14 protein-coding genes are annotated in these 15,095 nt (G+C 58.5%); 4 read left to right on the top strand and 10 right to left on the bottom strand.

Features of this window, described 5'->3' with window-relative positions:
- The first annotated feature begins 43 nt into the window (after positions 1-43).
- Both ABQ137_RS01115 and ABQ137_RS01110 read left to right on the top strand, forming a co-directional pair.
- Positions 44-1,279 (top strand): hypothetical protein, encoded by a 1,236-nt coding sequence (locus ABQ137_RS01115; RefSeq protein WP_349780982.1) that lies wholly within the window; start codon positions 44-46, stop codon positions 1,277-1,279.
- Between the two features lie 238 nt (positions 1,280-1,517).
- The gene (locus ABQ137_RS01110; RefSeq protein ID WP_349780981.1) at positions 1,518-2,249 is read left to right on the top strand and encodes a carbon-nitrogen hydrolase family protein; all 732 of its coding nucleotides are present in this window, start codon (positions 1,518-1,520) and stop codon (positions 2,247-2,249) included.
- A gap of 124 nt (positions 2,250-2,373) precedes the next feature.
- On the opposite strand, the gene ABQ137_RS01105 is transcribed toward ABQ137_RS01110, so the two are convergent.
- Positions 2,374-2,943, bottom strand: a complete 570-nt coding sequence (locus ABQ137_RS01105) for a hypothetical protein (RefSeq protein WP_349780980.1) — start codon at positions 2,941-2,943, stop codon at positions 2,374-2,376.
- Positions 2,944-3,304: 361 nt separating this feature from the next.
- On the opposite strand from ABQ137_RS01105, the gene ABQ137_RS01100 reads away from it, so the two are divergent.
- Positions 3,305-3,550 carry a hypothetical protein gene (locus ABQ137_RS01100; RefSeq protein WP_172454355.1) on the top strand — a complete coding sequence of 82 codons (246 nt, stop codon included), beginning with the start codon at positions 3,305-3,307 and terminating at the stop codon, positions 3,548-3,550.
- A gap of 362 nt (positions 3,551-3,912) precedes the next feature.
- On the opposite strand, the gene ABQ137_RS01095 is transcribed toward ABQ137_RS01100, so the two are convergent.
- Entirely contained in the window at positions 3,913-4,137 is a 225-nt protein-coding gene (locus ABQ137_RS01095) for a hypothetical protein (RefSeq protein ID WP_046345278.1), read from the bottom strand.
- A 1,229-nt stretch (positions 4,138-5,366) separates the two neighbouring features.
- Between ABQ137_RS01095 and ABQ137_RS01090 the strand changes: the two genes are divergently transcribed.
- The gene (locus tag ABQ137_RS01090; protein WP_349780979.1) at positions 5,367-5,672 is read left to right on the top strand and encodes a hypothetical protein; all 306 of its coding nucleotides are present in this window, start codon (positions 5,367-5,369) and stop codon (positions 5,670-5,672) included.
- 4 nt (positions 5,673-5,676) lie between these two features.
- Here the strand turns inward: ABQ137_RS01090 and ABQ137_RS20640 are convergent, their stop codons facing one another.
- The 8 genes from ABQ137_RS20640 to ABQ137_RS01045 all read right to left on the bottom strand — a co-directional run bounded on the left by ABQ137_RS20640 (position 5,677) and on the right by ABQ137_RS01045 (position 15,051).
- Positions 5,677-6,537 (bottom strand): RNA polymerase sigma factor, encoded by an 861-nt coding sequence (locus tag ABQ137_RS20640; protein ID WP_503021175.1) that lies wholly within the window; start codon positions 6,535-6,537, stop codon positions 5,677-5,679.
- Positions 6,538-6,594: 57 nt separating this feature from the next.
- Complete coding sequence (locus tag ABQ137_RS01075; protein WP_349780978.1) at positions 6,595-6,948, bottom strand: SymE family type I addiction module toxin; 354 nt, start codon at positions 6,946-6,948, stop codon at positions 6,595-6,597.
- A gap of 413 nt (positions 6,949-7,361) precedes the next feature.
- Positions 7,362-7,640 (bottom strand): hypothetical protein, encoded by a 279-nt coding sequence (locus ABQ137_RS01070; protein ID WP_349780977.1) that lies wholly within the window; start codon positions 7,638-7,640, stop codon positions 7,362-7,364.
- 241 nt (positions 7,641-7,881) lie between these two features.
- Positions 7,882-8,781, bottom strand: coding sequence for a toll/interleukin-1 receptor domain-containing protein (locus ABQ137_RS01065; RefSeq protein WP_349780976.1), 900 nt, complete (start codon positions 8,779-8,781; stop codon positions 7,882-7,884).
- Between the two features lie 93 nt (positions 8,782-8,874).
- A complete protein-coding gene (locus tag ABQ137_RS01060; protein ID WP_349780975.1) occupies positions 8,875-9,441 on the bottom strand; it encodes a Swt1 family HEPN domain-containing protein in 567 nt (188 codons plus the stop codon).
- The gene (locus ABQ137_RS01055) at positions 9,438-10,064 is read right to left on the bottom strand and encodes a DUF5343 domain-containing protein (protein WP_349780974.1); all 627 of its coding nucleotides are present in this window, start codon (positions 10,062-10,064) and stop codon (positions 9,438-9,440) included. The genes ABQ137_RS01060 and ABQ137_RS01055 overlap by 4 nt, the downstream gene beginning before the upstream one ends.
- Before the next feature lie 97 nt (positions 10,065-10,161).
- On the bottom strand, positions 10,162-10,821 hold the full coding sequence (locus ABQ137_RS01050) for a hypothetical protein (RefSeq protein ID WP_349780973.1): 660 nt from the start codon (positions 10,819-10,821) through the stop codon (positions 10,162-10,164).
- Between the two features lie 390 nt (positions 10,822-11,211).
- Positions 11,212-15,051, bottom strand: coding sequence for a LamG-like jellyroll fold domain-containing protein (locus ABQ137_RS01045; RefSeq protein ID WP_503021191.1), 3,840 nt, complete (start codon positions 15,049-15,051; stop codon positions 11,212-11,214).
- Between the last annotated feature and the right edge of the window lie 44 nt (positions 15,052-15,095).

The raw sequence follows: 15,095 nt of genomic DNA, 5'->3' as shown, positions 1-15,095 counted from the left end.
CTGTTTTGAAGGAATTGCGTTGAGACGTTCCGCCACGCGTTTGATGCGCGCACCGCTGCTTGCTGCCATGGCGTTGCTTGCCGCTTGCAGCACAACCAACACCACCAACAAATCGTTGCTGCCGTCGGCGGACAATCCCGTCAAGACCAGTTACTGCATTGGGCGTCTTGCCGTGACGACCGATGTGCCCCTGCACTTTCTGGGGAGTTCCGCGCAGTTTTATTGGGGCGACATCGATACCTACCGCGAGGACGCGGCCAGCTATGCGCAGCGCCTGCTGAGCGCACAAGCATCGGCCAGCGATGGCAAGGTGCGCCAACTGATCAAGCCGGTGGAAACGCTGGCACAGGACGATGGCAGGGTCATCGTCGCACACGCGGAAGACACGTTGCCGCTCGACCCGAATGTCGTACAGGTCACCGGCTTCGCCCATCGCGATGGCACCACCTTTCGTTTCCAGAAGACGGCCATCAGCCGCCTGCAGGACATCACCGAACGGCGCACCAAGGAAATCCTGGCCTCGATCACCAGCAGCGCATCGCCCTTCCCGCCAGCGGCACAGTCCCAGCAGGGGTTTTGCGTCATGCACGGCACCGTCAATCTGGCACCCGGACACGACTGGCACGAAGCCTCCAGGGTCGAAGGGGAATTCACCCTGCAGGAAACGCGCTACCGTTTCAGTCTGCGTTCGCGCTACCTGCGCTCGCTGTCGTTGAACGAACAGGAAGTGACAAACCAGCGCGACCTGCTAGTGGCACTGGCGGGCGCCGTACCGGGCTCCGGCCTGGCGCCGATCAGTGAACTATCGGGCGCCGACCGCAATCCATCGCAAGGCAGTGCCCGCCTGCTCGAGATGACGACAGCCGACGGTACGCACCAGGTCTATGAGTGGCACATGCCGGCCGTCAGTACAGCACCCAATACGCCAGCGACGTTTCTCTACATCTGGCCAGCATCCGGGCAGGCGTCAGCGCAGGACCAGTCCAATTTCAGGCGCTGGGTCGTGGCCCATCCGCAGCAGGCGACACCGCTGTTGCAGATACAGCAAATCGCCAGCAGCGTTATACGGCAGCAGGCGACGCCAGCAGTAGAAGAGAGCAGGCTGGTGTACCGGATGCAGCTGCATTACCACGGCGACCAGGCTGCCGGCGGGCGCCATTACGTGATCTACAAGGATGGCCAGAAAGTCGACGATGGACGCAGCGATGCCAACGGATTCACCAAGTCACACAATGCCGATTACGACCAGGTGTGGACAACCAAGGTGCTCAATAAATGAGTCCCTGCTTCAGTGCGGCGCACCCTGATCTATAACCAAGCACGCTGGAGAAGACCGGTAACCATACGGTTAACCTATCCTCCTGACCGGCGCTGAAGATAGGCATCCAGGCAAGACGTCTCGCTTTCGAAAGTGTAGGCGTTCGAGCAGCATATCCGGGCTTTTCAAGCGCACTCTGGTTACCTGCCTTTCGGAATCCGCTACGCTCAAACCCCAACACGTGGACACGAGACAGGCAATGAAGCTGACAGCTGCGCAAATCCTTTCGACGCCTGGCCAAGTCGAAGAGAACATCGGTAAGCACCTCGATGTCATTCGCCTGGCGGCGAGCAAGGGTGCGGATGTGCTGGTCTTTCCCGAGCTTTCCCTCACTGGTTACGAACCCGGATTGGCGCAGGCGCTGGCGGTGCAGCCGGCTGATCAGCGCTTTGATCAATTTCAGCTGGCAAGTGACCGGTACGGCATGCTCATCGCCGTTGGAGTACCCACGAAGGGGGCAAAAGGCACCGAAATCAGCATGCTCTGCTTCCAACCGGGGCTGGAGCGCGCAACCTATTCCAAACAGCAGTTACACCCCGACGAGTTCCCGTTCTTCACCGCCGGTACCGAGCAGCTTGTGCTCAGACACGCGGATCAGGTGCTGGCGCCTGCCATTTGCTACGAGTCACTGCAGGCAAACCATGCGGAACAAGCTGCAGCGTCAGGTGCTGGCGTGTACCTGGCAAGCGTAGCCAAATCCGAGAGAGGCGTGACATCGGCCTACAGTCATTATCCGACAATTGCAAAAACGCATTCCATGACTGTATTGATGGCAAACTGTGTAGGCCCCGCCGATACCTTTATAGGAGCGGGCCGGTCTGCCATCTGGAGCAGTGACGGTGACCTCGTTTGCGGCGCTGATGCCTTCCAGGAGGCGTTAGTGGCGTACGACACGAGGGATGGAGAAGCGAGCCTCTTCAGCTTAGTTTGAGATCAGGCCAAGGCCAGTAACAGGCAGCCCTGTCTGTGCGGTGACACTCGGCAATCCCAATTGCCCGCTGCGTCGGCAGCTGCGCGAGGACATCCGCGGTGGCAGGTTTGGCCTGACTGCATTATCAGGACGCAACGACCTGAGGATATAAGCCCTTTGCGCTGTTGAGCTCAACGGCCAACTTCCCTACCTTGGACAGTAGTTTGCCGATATCCTGCTCAGGATCAGCGTAGAAATAATCGATGCAAAAGCGAAGTGACGTGCCAAACTGATCGCCGATGGGTGGAAGCGCAACGCTCCTGATCTGCATCGGCTCGCCCGCTCGTGCCGAATCGCGTACCCACCAGGAAATGAACTCGAGTGCCTTGAGGCCTTTCGGATCGCGCGCGATACCAAAGTTGACGGAGATGACAAGCTCGTTGTCCAAGCCTCCCTTTGTGCGCTTCAACGCGCCGAGCGGCAGGTCGGCATACGGAAGAAGACCGAAGTCGCTTTCCGTGACATCAGAAAGATCGACCTTGTCCACCGCTGTATCGGTAATGCCGGGAATGGACGCAATGACGTCTTGCAGTTCTTGTACTTCGGGCGGCATTGCAGCTCCAGACGAATTGCTTCGGATGATCGTCGTCGAGATGTCGCTTGCGGTCAACTCCTCATGGTCTTGGAAATCGCCGCCCACGGCGCGACGCAACATCAAGAAATGAGATCAAACGCATACCTGTTGTCTTCCGGCATCGCCAGGGCTGTTGGCGCCGGACTCGCACGATCATCTTGAGAGATGAAGGAGCCAGGCATCACCTATCTCGTCGAAGCACAGTGGTATCGAAAGGCCTTGCGCGATGCGCATGGCAAACAGGGGCGTGGCGGCATTCCCGCTGACTTAAACGCAAATTTCTGAGTCAGCGGGCAATTTACGTCAAGGCGTATAGCCCCACTGCGCGATGATGGCTTCCAAGGTGGCTTGATTCACTGGGACCACGCCTGGGCATGTCATCAGATATGTCCGGCGTGCCGCCGCCGTGGCTGACGGGTTGAAGGCCGGGCTCCATATCTGAATGGAATGGAAGACGGCGATCGGCGCTGCACAAGCAGGACCTCCTGGCTTGCTTGGGGCGGTCATGCTGGCCATGCAAAGAAAGACCGAGCAAGGATCTCCCGCCTGGGCGCGCGCTGGAGCGCTCAAGCCAAGGCTTAAAGCTGCAGCCAATGCAAAAGTGGTGGCAATGCTACGTAGCTTCATGATGAATACGTCCCTGGTAGTGATTGAAATGACGTGCTTGTCTCTGGGCGACCTGCGTTAAGCGTGGCTCAGCGAGAAAGCCCCTGACACCGCTTGCAATGGTGTCAGCTGGGTCACCTGATGTTCCGTCTTCGCCAGAATGGCGGTGGTCAGGGTAGCATGTCGACCGCGCGCGGTGTGAGGGCTAGACACCGCCGGTTGGCCGCCGAGCAGAGATGCGCTGGTAGCTAGTCCAGTCCCGTGGCGCGACAGCTCAACGCCTGCTCATCCATCGCTCTCTTGCTTTTCATTGTCCAGGTCAATGTCGTGCAGATTAGACACCTCAGCACACTAAAATGAGGCGGCATAAGCCAACTTTCATAGCAAGCTGCGTTGATAGAAGATTGTCAATGGACATCTATCAAAGCCAGAGTTAGACAAAGCCTATCTGCCATCAGGCTGCTTGACCGTAAGAAAGCCAAGCGTGCACAGGATGACACCCATCACGGCAAGGCCAATGACAACCAACTGCCGGATCTCGTCGCTGGGCGAAGGAGCCTTGATTAGGCCCCTCAAGAAAACCAATGCGGCCACCGCCAATAATATGAGTCCGATTTTGCTATAAGGATTGATCAGGCCCCCAAGAGAAGGGCGCATCTTCTTATTCATCCATGAAATCCTTTTAACCAGCGGTGAGCGTTAGACTACTACCGTACGATATTCCCGCACTCTGGGCTCTTGGTCAATCATTCAACGATATCGAATCCAGCATAAAAATGGCAACCACGTTTGCATTGCGGATGCGCCATGAAGGAATGAGATGTCAAGTCGACTTATTAGATTAACCTGACTCTACTTCTTGTGGCCTCATCGCCTTGTGTAAGGTACAGCCCAGCTCACCTGCAGCGCGCTACGCCAGAGCTAGACAGTGTCTGCTGCATATGCGCGGCCCACTTCGTTTCTTACAGAGAATCTGTCTGTAGAAGAGCATGAAGATCTTCGGGTCCGGCGCTATGGGTGACGTTGAACCGTTGCATGTGGCTGTGAGCCTGAACTTGGACTTGGTCGATTGATCCTCGATGGCGCGAACACCGTCGATAACGCACAAGACGCCGAACAGCGTTGCATCGGCCGCCATTTGCAATGCGGCGACAACGTTGGCTTTGTCGGCAGGAGCGAGACCGCGATACCAGACGGACAAGCTAACCAAGGATTGTTCGGGCCTACGGCCCGGCGGGGCGTTAAGAAGTTCCACGCAGTCGTGAACGGCTGCGTCCGCGCATTGGGTCTTCAGCCCGCTAACAAAGTCATCTGGAGTCATGTTTGGTCCTGGCTTTTGAAGAGTTCGCTAGCTTCCACCTTCAGGCGATCACGGTGTAGGCGTTTGAATACGGCGGAAAACGAGCACAGCCATTTATAGCGTATGTGAGAGCGAACTCGATAGGACGCGGGAACAAGCCTTGCATGTTCTGTTGCGCACCTAACGTGCGACATTAGGACGAACCCATGCGACTACAGTTCTGCTTGCTTGCGTTAGCGATGGCATTAGCGCCACACGCACTTGCCAAAGGGCCTTCCACAGCGTTGTCTGATGCCAACATCAGGACGCTGCTGATTCAACAATCGATCAATGCATATCCCGGCAACTGTCCCTGCCCGTACAACGCGGCACGCAACGGCAGTAGCTGCGGTGGTAGAAGCGCATATAGCCGTGGCGGTGGCTACGCCCCGTTGTGCTACCCAAAGGACGTGACCAAGGCAATGATTGCCGACTACCGGGCTGGAGCGCAGTGAAGCCGATGGCCCAAGCTGGCCATACCGTTCGGGCCAAACGGCTCTCACGTCGTTCGTCTTCTGCGGCCCTGCATAAACCATCAAGTCGTTACGAGGAAACATCCATGAAAAAGGCAAAGATCGTTTTGGCGATCGTGGTAGCACTCGCCTCCGCTTCAGTGTGCGCGCAGACCCGTGTCAATGGTTACCACCGCGCTGACGGCACTTATGTGCAACCTCACTATCGCAGTGCGGCCAACAGCACAACGCTCGACAATTATTCGACACGTGGGAACGTGAATCCATACACCGGAAAAATTGGAACTGTCGATCCGTATAAAGAACAGAACACCTATCGCCAGCCAGCACCACAGCCAACCTACGGACCATCGAGGGCTGACGCCGTCGATCCTTATGGATCCGGTTACTGATGCATCAAACCCTGCCTCGGCAGGGTTTTTTATCTGCATCGATGTTTGCGGGTCGTAGCGCACCGGCATGTGTGTACAACACAGTGAGCATGCATCCTGATGTTCTCATCTGGTAGACAAGCACCCCGGGCGCATCACTGCACAGCGGCCCGGCACGCGGCCAGTGCGCGGCTGATGTGCTTTTCCACCATCTTGATCGAGATGCCCATGGCTGCGGCCACTTGCGGGTAAGTGAGGCTGTCGATGCGGCTGAGTACGAAGGCCTGGCGGATCTGGGCGGTAGTGCGGTCAGCGTGTGGGTGTGCAGGTGCTGCAGGATGCGGCGGGCATCGGCGATCTGGTCGACGTAGGCGCCGTCTGCAGCCAGTGGTACGATCAGGTCCAGTGCAACGTAGGCGTTGGCGTGGCGGCGGTGGCGTGTGCGCCAATACTCCAGCACCACGTTGTGGGCAATGCGGTACATCAGCAGCGCGTAGTCGCCGATGTCGGGCGCGTCGCGGTAGGCCAGCAGGCGGAGCAGCGTTTCGTGGGTGAGTTCGTTGGCGGTGTCGGGGTCACGCAGGCGCCGGCGCATGTAGGCGAGCAGGTCGGCATGCAACAGGCCGATGGCCTGGTCGAAACGCGCCCTGCCCGCTGCCGGCTCCTCGCGTACGCGCCAACGCGTCGTGTGGCGTACGCGGGTGTAGTTGCACATAGATGCGTCGCGCAGCTGCGCGACGTACGGCGTGCGTGTGGCGGTGGTGCCTGAGCCGCTGCGCCGATGCCAGGCGGTGCAGGTATTGGTCGCGCGTTCGACCGGCAGCGGCATCCATTTGCTGCCGAAGTGCGGGGATGTGCCAAGGGTGCCGGCCAGGGTGTCATTCACCATGCGAGTTCTCCAACTGCGGGGTGCACGCGCGGAGCGCGGGGTGCGGCGGGTTGGTCACTCTGCAGGTGCGACGGTGACGACCAGCTCGCCGTTGCGCATGCTTATGTTGAGTTTGCTACCGATGGTGAAGCCGAGTTGTTCCAGCCAGCGGCCGCGTAGGCGCAGCGTGGGGATGCGTTGGTGGCTGTCGGGGTAGTAGCCGTAGCCGACGGTGCAGTGTTGCGGGGCACGCGGGTGGCCTGGGCGGCGCGGCTTGTTGGGATCGGGGCGGGGCTCGGGGATGGGGGTGCGCTCGAGGTAGGGCCGCGGCGGGATCGAGGGGTCGAGCGAGTGCCAGCCGATTTCGGTGGGTGGCGGCACCGTGGCGCGCTTGCGCGCTGGCTTGGGACTGGACGTGGGTCGACGCATGGCAAAGCCCTCCTTGACGAACAGGCCCCGCCGCCGGGTGGCGACGGGATGTCGGGAGGTTAGAAACCGCAGAGAGCCGGCGGGCGTATTTCCCCGAAGGGTGTTGTATTAGCCGCCCTCCCGACGCAGGCATCGCGTCGGTTGTGCCCGCAAGATGCTGCAGGCACAAAAAACCCACCGGTTTGACGGAGGTGGGTACCGCTCTCTGAGGAGTTTCTACGCTCCTTGAGGTAGAGCTTGCTGCTGGCTTGTTGGGATGTCAACTATCTGACGAGACAGAGCGCTCAGAAGGATTTGAGCGTGCCAGGCTGCCAATGCGGCAAGTGGGAGATCTTTGGGCCCTTATCTTGCCGACTTATCTCAGTCTCAAGAAGTGAACCTGATCCGCTCACCGCTTGAACGATGGATTGGCCTTACCAAGGACGCTTACCGCCATGTTTCTTCCAATGTTCTACTTTCTTCGTAATTTCATCAAGCTTGATTGCTTCATCTGGATTGCCCCGAGCCAGCAGTTCTTGTTTTGCCTTTTGAATCATTTCATTTTGATCTTTAGGCGCAGGATTGCGGCGCTCTAATTCGAGTGCGTCCGCCTCTTTTATCTTTCCCTGTGATCGTAAAACTTTAATAATGGCTGGGGCATCGAAATTCTTCCACTTCCAATACACTAACTTAAAAATTATTTTATTTAACACTAAATCATTCCTTTAGATTGATTTTATTCTTAACACCTTAATTTCGTACGGTGAAGCAGACCTAGCTATAGCAGTCGTTGCGACGGCGAAAAAACGGGGACACGAAGCACCGCCACAGATGCAACGACGTTGATAAATGCAACAGCTGCTATTACTAGCAGGGTCAGTGCATAGAACCCTCCAAAGCCGCCTAACTTCTGAGTTAAGCCGAGCTGCGAAGCAGCGTCTGCTTGGCTGATTTTTAGCCTTTATTTGCGGGCTTCTTATTCGCGAGCAACCGATTGCATTGGAGAATGAACTTATTACCCTCCGGGCTTAAAGTAAGGCGTCTGAACCACTTAGCTTGTGCTGCAGGTAGTTTTTCGAATTGGACAAGACCATACGGCACCAGCCGCAGCCCAACCTCGTGATATAGAAAGCCTCCACCCGTATTGCGGTCCCAATTGCTTTGCACGCCGTTGATAAATATGCGTGAATTGGCTACGAACATCGAGAACACCGAAGTTGTGCTGAGAGTGTTCTCGCTCGATATCTCCGGCGGAACTTCGATCGTCTCGTTGTTGAGGATAGTCATAAGCTCCGAGAAGGGCATGCCTGCAAACTGAGGTTCTTTTGACTTTGTCTCGACTCGATTCTTCGGCGCATCAGATGTCGCAAACTTCATATGAGCGGCGTGCGCAACCATAACACCGTCGATGGCTGCAGCCGACTTGGCTGCAGCTCTTCGCTTTGCACCAAGGACGCCAACAATTTCCTCAATGAGCTGACTCAAGTCCCCTTTGCTCGCCAGCTTTGCCGCGTGCTGGCCGCTGAGCGGTCCGGGAAGATCCTTAAAATCAACGTCATCCGCCAATAAGGGCTTGAGATGCTTCTTTGCTCCCCAACTAGCACCGAGCTCAAATAGAACCCAACCGGAGGCAAGTGCATTTTTGGTCACCAAGCCGATCACAACGGAGCTTTCCCCTAAATCATCGCGAAGTGTTGCCGCCGAATCACTTCCGACAGGTAGCTTATGGCCGGGGACGGAGGTGCAGCGAAGTTCTTCGTCATCGATAACGATGCTGCCCTGCAGGAAGTCAACAATTGCTTCTGCAAGCTTCTCGTCCTTCGCGGAATGACTGACAAAGATACGAATTGCCATGAACTCTCCTGTGAGGGCCGACGCCTGAATAAGCTATAGAGCGAAACGGCATCGGTTGAATGAGTTGTTAGAGCACTGTCTCTAGAAATCAGCCTACGGCGCGACGACGCGGAACCAGTCTCGCATTGTCTGGCGAATACGATCTGACTCTTCGTCTGGAATTTCCGACATGTGGCAGATTGTGTTTCTGAGGTGGCCTATCAACCTGGCTTCTTGAATCAGTCCCTTGTCCCTGACAATGTCTACAAAGCCATCCTTCCACGCATAATCAATCACGCGAAGCAGCTGAGGAAATGTCATTAGTGCAGACTTGTCGCGAGACCCCAAGGCCATCCAGCTCTTAATTTCTTCGGTCTGCTCAAGTTTCGAGATTTCGTCTTGCACATCGGTAGGAAGCCGTTCCCACCAAGACTTTGACAGATCCTTTGAGAGAACTTCAAGCACGAATTTGCGTAAGAAGTTCTCGAATACAAAGAACAACCGATAGCCCTCAGCCGCTGATGTAGCGCGCCTGACCATATCAGGGAGTAGCGGTGCGAGATCGTATGATGGAGATAGTAAGAGCGTCTCTCTTGGCACCAGTTCTTCGATCTTTGCTACCGAGCGCTCAGCAGTCTGCCCTAACATCAGAAAGAGCGCTGCTTTCGAATCGACACTCACTGAAATACCTTACGGATCGCATTGAAAATATTCAGGTACACATCTTCTGTCGCGTTAGATGGCAGGTGTACCTGGATGTTGTAATGAAACTGAGGATTGAGGCCTTTCCCAATAGCAGGGCGAACTGGAGGATTTCCGTTAGCATCGGACAGCTCAATATTGGAGTCCGCCTCTTCTTCGCTAGCCTCGATGGCAGGAGTGCGAGAGAAGTCACCCTGCTTAGCAACAGCGGTGAACGTTGCGACGATGCGAGCGGTCATATCGTCGTCAGTGCCAGCAACCTGCGCTACGAGACCCTTTAGCTTATCGCTTGCCAGGCTTTGAGCGTTTTCGTTCGCCTCAAAGAGAGGTGCGTAAGCCGCCCGAATTCCATTGGCGATTGCAACTTTCGCGGAGTCGCGATTCTTCAACTGGCGATAAGCCGCGGTGGGAGCTCCCGACTGATCCAAGAACCCCAGGTTGCGCAACAACGGGATCATGCCTCTGTCGTTAGTTCCTTTCAGGCCAATTGTCGTTGCCAAAAAGTCCTGAGTGAACCTATCAGGAACTTTTGCAGACTGAATTGTCGAAAAAAGTGCATCAATGTTCTTGTTCGACGACAGATATGGCAATGAAGCTGGCATTTCACTCCCCATTTTTTTGAATTGCGGAAAATCTTAAGTAATGGTCTAACATCTGGATTAACCCGTGCCGCAAAGCGGCATCAGGCAGGATAAATTGTTAAGCCGCGAATGCATGAAACATGCTTTTGATGGAGCCTAAATTTGACACAACGACTGAAGCTGCAATGCCAACTATGGCCCAGCGAACGGTAGCTCTTATCCCCTTCCTCCCTTCTTCCTCGATAGGCTTAAGCACGTTGGAATAGACTGAAGAATAATTCTCTGCCACTACTGCGAGGCTATCAAAATGTTGTTGAATATCATCTAATGGCCCAGCCAATGGGCGGAGCAAGGCGTTCTGTTCGATTGTGTGCCGAGCTTTCTCGATGTGTTCTTTGGAGGAACGGATCTTCTTCTGAAGTTCAGTTGGATTGTGGCGATAGATAGAGGTTAGCGCACCTTGCGACGCCTCTAGTTCAGTCTTTACGGAGCGCGTTGCGGACTGGAGACTCTGGATAGATGCCTCGACATAATTCTGCAGGAAACGCGGCGTTTCCCTGTTGGTGTAGCAGAGGAGCATGTCGTCTCCAGCAGCTTCGAAGTGTATGGCGCCCTCTTGGTCAAGTTCATAGAGCAAGTCCTCAGTGCCACCCGCTGCCCAAAGTTCGTTGATACTTTCGGCCTTGAAATCTAGCGGCTCACCAAAGGGCGCGATCTTCAACAATACCGCTAGGGATCTGGCCTTGGTAATAATGCTGTCTGTTGTCAAGGGCTGCACAAAGGCTCCTGAGCGGGGCAACTGCTATTGGGCCGCCTAAGCGCGGCATAACGTGATCCTCGCCGACTCCATGACAGTGGTAGATCGCCACGAGCGCTTAAAGTTAACCGCTTCTCAGCTATGTCCCTCTGACGCCAAGTTTTACGCCGCATCCCCAGTGCGACCAAACTCAGTGCCAAGATGCTCCCTGCCTTGCTCAACATTGTTTCTTCCCCCTGAAGAAATGTGTGGCTTTGCGGCTGCATTAAGTACTGCGTGCCTTGATCCTCGCCGAGTTTCTGGATTGCGTCAATGCGCTTGGGCGATCGATTGTTGGCTTTATCGGCTTTGCCCTCATCCGCCCTTCGGGCACCTTCTCCCGCGTGCGGCAGAAGGGAGTGGTGCGTTTGGTTATGGGCTGTTTTTTGTTGTTGGCGCGGTGGTTGAGGTTGGCAGCGGCAGTTTATTGTTGAGCTCGGTAATCTCTGCGACGTTGTTATCGGTGATGACGCGCAGTTGCGTGGCTTTTGCGCTTGCGGCGTTGGTTAGCGGCAGGCGTACCTGCGTGGTGATCGGCTGCAGATTGCGTGGTGCCGCGAGTGCCGGGAACGGGGCTCTTGCCAGCTCCTTCCCACGCGCATCTTCCAATACCACAAAGCCTGCCGGTGCATCGGCATGGCCGAGGCTATGCACGGTCACTTCAATGGCATCTGCGGTCACGCGCACATCGCCGTGGCCGATGCCCAGGTCTGGGCGCAGTTCGACCGGGGTGGCGGCGGCGATGCGTTCGAGCTGCAGGACGGTGGTGCGGCCTGCGGGGAAGTCGATGTCGATGGCTGCGCTTTTTTCGAAAGCGACTTCTTGCGTTTTACCCGCGCTGTCGAGCTTGCCGTCGTTGCCTTTGCTCACGCCTTGGGTGATGCGCCATTGGCCTGGGGCGACGTTCCAGCCGGTCATGCTGGCGCGCTGGTTTTTATTCGATGTGTTGTAGGCGATGACGGTGAAGCGGTCTTGCTGGGGTGCGGGGATGGCGATGGCCACTTGCGTGGCGGCCTCTGGATCGGCGAAGCGCCAGCTCACGGTGTGGCCGGGGTAGGTCTGGTTGCGCTTGAGCGCCACGCCGCCAAGGCGTGCGCGTTGCAGGTTGACCGTGGGGGATTCCACGCGGTCGCTCCACCAGTGGCCTTCGGTGTTCATATAGAAGTTCTGTAGTTTCTCTCTTGCCTCGCTGCGGTAAATGGCGGCGAGATACTCGAGATTGCCGGTCTGCTCCCAGGCCACATGGTGCGGGAAGTCCAGGGCGCTGCCGTCGTCCTTGTTGGCGGCATCGATGAGCTTGCCGCTCCAGTCGCTGCGCTTGCCCATGACGTCGAGGAAGTTTTCGTTGAGCAGCGACAGGCCGTTGGGGCCGCTGTTGGCGACGCGGTAGTCGATCGGCTTGAGATAACGCGCATCGCCGGTGAAGCGGTAGGCGGCCCAGAAGGTGTGCAAGGTGTCGGCGCCGCCGCTGCCTTCGAACAGTTCGCCGCCGCGGGTTTTGCCGGTTTGCCAGTTGATCTCGTTGGGTAGGGCCCAGTTGCCCTTGGCGTTGGTGTAGGCGTGGGCGAGATAGCCGTCCGCTAACCCGGTGACGATGCGGCGGCTGTTGGGGTCGGCGTTATAGCCGCCCAGCAGGATGGCCGGGTGCACGATGGGGAAGGAGTACGGTTTTTGCCACTGCCAGTTGGGCTCGCGATAGACCTTGCGGCCGCCGAACCAGTTGCTGGCAAACAATAGGTGGCCTTGCGGGTTGACCTGGATGATGGTGTCGAAGGCTTTGACCGTTTGCATCAGCCGCTCGACGGTGCGCGGGTCGCCCCAGTTGAGGTACAGCAGGGCGCTGTTGAGGTTGATGCCCTCCTCGTACGAATGCAGCTCGTCGGTTTCGATGGTGGACAGGCCGTTGGTGAACATGCCGTTGCGGTAGTTGGCATCGGACAGCGCCAGCATGGAGGCGTTGAGCCTGTCCGGGTCCACACCCATCAGGGCGACGCCGGGCCATTGCTGCACCAGGTCCGAGTCGTCGGAGATGCCGCCGCCGAAATCGCCGTAGGCCACCTGGCGTTGCTCGATCCACCAGCGGATGTAGCGGCGGGTGGCGCTGAGGTCCTGCAGCTGCCAGAACGCCCAGGCGGGAACGCCCTTGGGCACGGCGGGCAGTTCGACAGGCAGCGCGCCCTGGTTGGCGTAGCTGATGTCGTTCCAGTACTGGCGGCCGAGGGCGTGGTCCGGGTCGACGCGCAGCAGGTCGGTGATGTCGGCGTCCAGGCGCTTGTAGAGCAACTGGCGCTTGGAGGTGGTGTGTTCTTCCACCAGAAAGCCCCAGTTGTCCTTGACCTGGTTGAAGCGGTCGGCGACGTGCTCTTTGATGGCCTCGGCGCGCGGCTTGAACACCAGCTGCAGCTGGGTGCCGTCGAGCGCGTTGGCATCGAAGCCGGGCGCGGCGGCGGCGATGCTGAGCATCAGGCTGTCGTTGCTGAGGATGCGGTCGCGCAGGTCAAGCCACAGCGTGCGGGCCTGGCCGGGGGCGACCGCGACCGAGACATCAATCATGTCGCGCGCGGGCCAGATGGGGTCCTTGATGCGGATGTTGAGCGGGATGCTGCCGTTGTGGGTGGCCGGCAGGTTGAGCGCCGGCAGGGTGATGGCGATGCCGTCCAGGCCGTCGTGCATGTTCTCCCAGCCGTAGGACCAACTGCGCATCAGCGCCTGGTCCGGCGGCGGGTTGCCCAGGCTGGAGGGCACCAGGATGTGCACGATGGGTTGCTGCGCGCTTGCTGCGGCCTTGTCGCTGGGGCGCTTGCGCGCCGGTGCCTTGGTGGGAAGCGCGATGACGGTCTGGCGCTCACTTGGCGGGTAGCGGCCGGCGATGACATCGCGCAGCGGGGCGAGGTTGTCGTAGTCGGGCTGGATGTCACTGCGCACGGTGTAGCTGAGTTGCGCGCTGCCGGTGGGCACCTCGCCTGGCTGCACGTTGTAGGCCCAGATTTCCTGGATGGGGGTTTCCTGCGCGGTGTTGGCAAAGCGCAGGGTGCCGCCGCGGCGCTGGGCGAACTGGTCCACGCTGCGTACGACGCCCTGGCTGCGTGCGAACAGCGGCTGCGCCTGTGCGTTGGCCGCGGCGTAAGTGGCCTGGCCATAGGCGGCGCCGCGCAGCTCGATGCGGTTGAACGGTTCGTCCGGCAGGGTGAGGTCCAGCGCCTTGCCGCCTTCGACATAGGTGTTCCAGTCCGGCAGCTGGAAGTAGTCGTCGCGCCCGGGCAGGCGCGAGCGGTTGTAGACGCCGGGCCAGGTGGTTTCGGCAATGCCGTCGGTGGCCTTCCACATCCATTGCTTGAGGTCGCGCGCGTCGGTGAACTCCACCTTGCGGATGCGGGTGACCGGTGCATCCAGCAGTGGCGGTGCGTGGCCGTTGTCCCAGCCAAAGCGGTGCAGGAAGGCGGCGTGTTGCGATGCCGGTGTGGCCGACTCGGCGGTGGCGGGCTCCTGCAGGCGTGCGAGCGCGGCAGCGCCGCTGGCGTCGAGCATGCGGTCGTAGATGCGGATCTCGTCGAAGTCGCTGCCACGTAGGAAGTTGTAGCGGCTCTGCACCTGGTGCGGTGACATCACGCGGCCGGCCAGGCCAAACTGGTCCAGCGCGGCGTCAAAGTCGAGCGCGCCGCCGTTGGCGCAGGGCGCACCGCAGTCCACGCGTGCGGCTTCCTTGCCATCGACATACAGGCGCACGCCGCGGGTTTCGTCCCAGGCAAACGCAATGTGGGTCCAGTCGCTGGCGGCCGGGGCCTTGTCGAGCTTGAAGGAGACGCGGGTGCGCGCGAGGTTGGCGTCGGTGACGAAGGCATCGAAGCCGTGGCCGTTCCAGTCGATGCGTAGCCAGGCCATGTCCCAGCTGGTGTGGTCGGCGTAGCCGACACGGAAGATCACGAATGGCGCTTCGCCCACGGGATAACGCGCGCGCCAGAAGAAGCCGAGCGTGCCGCGCTGGGTGTAGAGGTTGCCGGGTGCGTTCCACGACAGCACGCCGTCGTCGGCCCATTCGATGGCGTTGCCGCGTTTGCCGGTGGGCACCAATGTGATCTTGTCGCGGAAGTTGGGCACGCCGTCGCCGCGGGCCACATCGGCCTGCAGGTCGCGGTCAGCCGACACCCGGAACAACAGCTCCGGCGCGGTGGTGGTGGCCGCGCTCACCGGCAGCGCGATCAGGCACAGCATTCCCAACAAGAACTTCGACACGCTCACCTCGTCAATTCCAAAAC

Source organism: Xanthomonas sp. WHRI 8393 (genome assembly GCF_040203315.1).
GTDB lineage: Bacteria > Pseudomonadota > Gammaproteobacteria > Xanthomonadales > Xanthomonadaceae > Xanthomonas > Xanthomonas arboricola.
The sequence above is the reverse complement of the archived record's forward strand: the minus strand, read 5'-3'. Positions and strand labels throughout refer to the sequence as shown.

Excerpts from the sequence above, each read along its gene's own strand:
- ABQ137_RS01100 (WP_172454355.1), top strand. The coding sequence starts at position 3,305 with ATGGAATGGAAGACGGCGATCGGCGCTGCACAAGCAGGACCTCCTGGC.
- ABQ137_RS01055 (WP_349780974.1), bottom strand. The coding sequence starts at position 10,064 with ATGCCAGCTTCATTGCCATATCTGTCGTCGAACAAGAACATTGATGCA.
- ABQ137_RS01045 (WP_503021191.1), bottom strand. The coding sequence starts at position 15,051 with ATGCTGTGCCTGATCGCGCTGCCGGTGAGCGCGGCCACCACCACCGCG.
- ABQ137_RS01115 (WP_349780982.1), top strand. The coding sequence starts at position 44 with ATGCGCGCACCGCTGCTTGCTGCCATGGCGTTGCTTGCCGCTTGCAGC.
- ABQ137_RS01065 (WP_349780976.1), bottom strand. The coding sequence starts at position 8,781 with ATGGCAATTCGTATCTTTGTCAGTCATTCCGCGAAGGACGAGAAGCTT.
- ABQ137_RS01105 (WP_349780980.1), bottom strand. The coding sequence starts at position 2,943 with ATGTTGCGTCGCGCCGTGGGCGGCGATTTCCAAGACCATGAGGAGTTG.
- ABQ137_RS01075 (WP_349780978.1), bottom strand. The coding sequence starts at position 6,948 with ATGCGTCGACCCACGTCCAGTCCCAAGCCAGCGCGCAAGCGCGCCACG.
- ABQ137_RS01090 (WP_349780979.1), top strand. The coding sequence starts at position 5,367 with ATGAAAAAGGCAAAGATCGTTTTGGCGATCGTGGTAGCACTCGCCTCC.
- ABQ137_RS01095 (WP_046345278.1), bottom strand. The coding sequence starts at position 4,137 with ATGAATAAGAAGATGCGCCCTTCTCTTGGGGGCCTGATCAATCCTTAT.
- ABQ137_RS01110 (WP_349780981.1), top strand. The coding sequence starts at position 1,518 with ATGAAGCTGACAGCTGCGCAAATCCTTTCGACGCCTGGCCAAGTCGAA.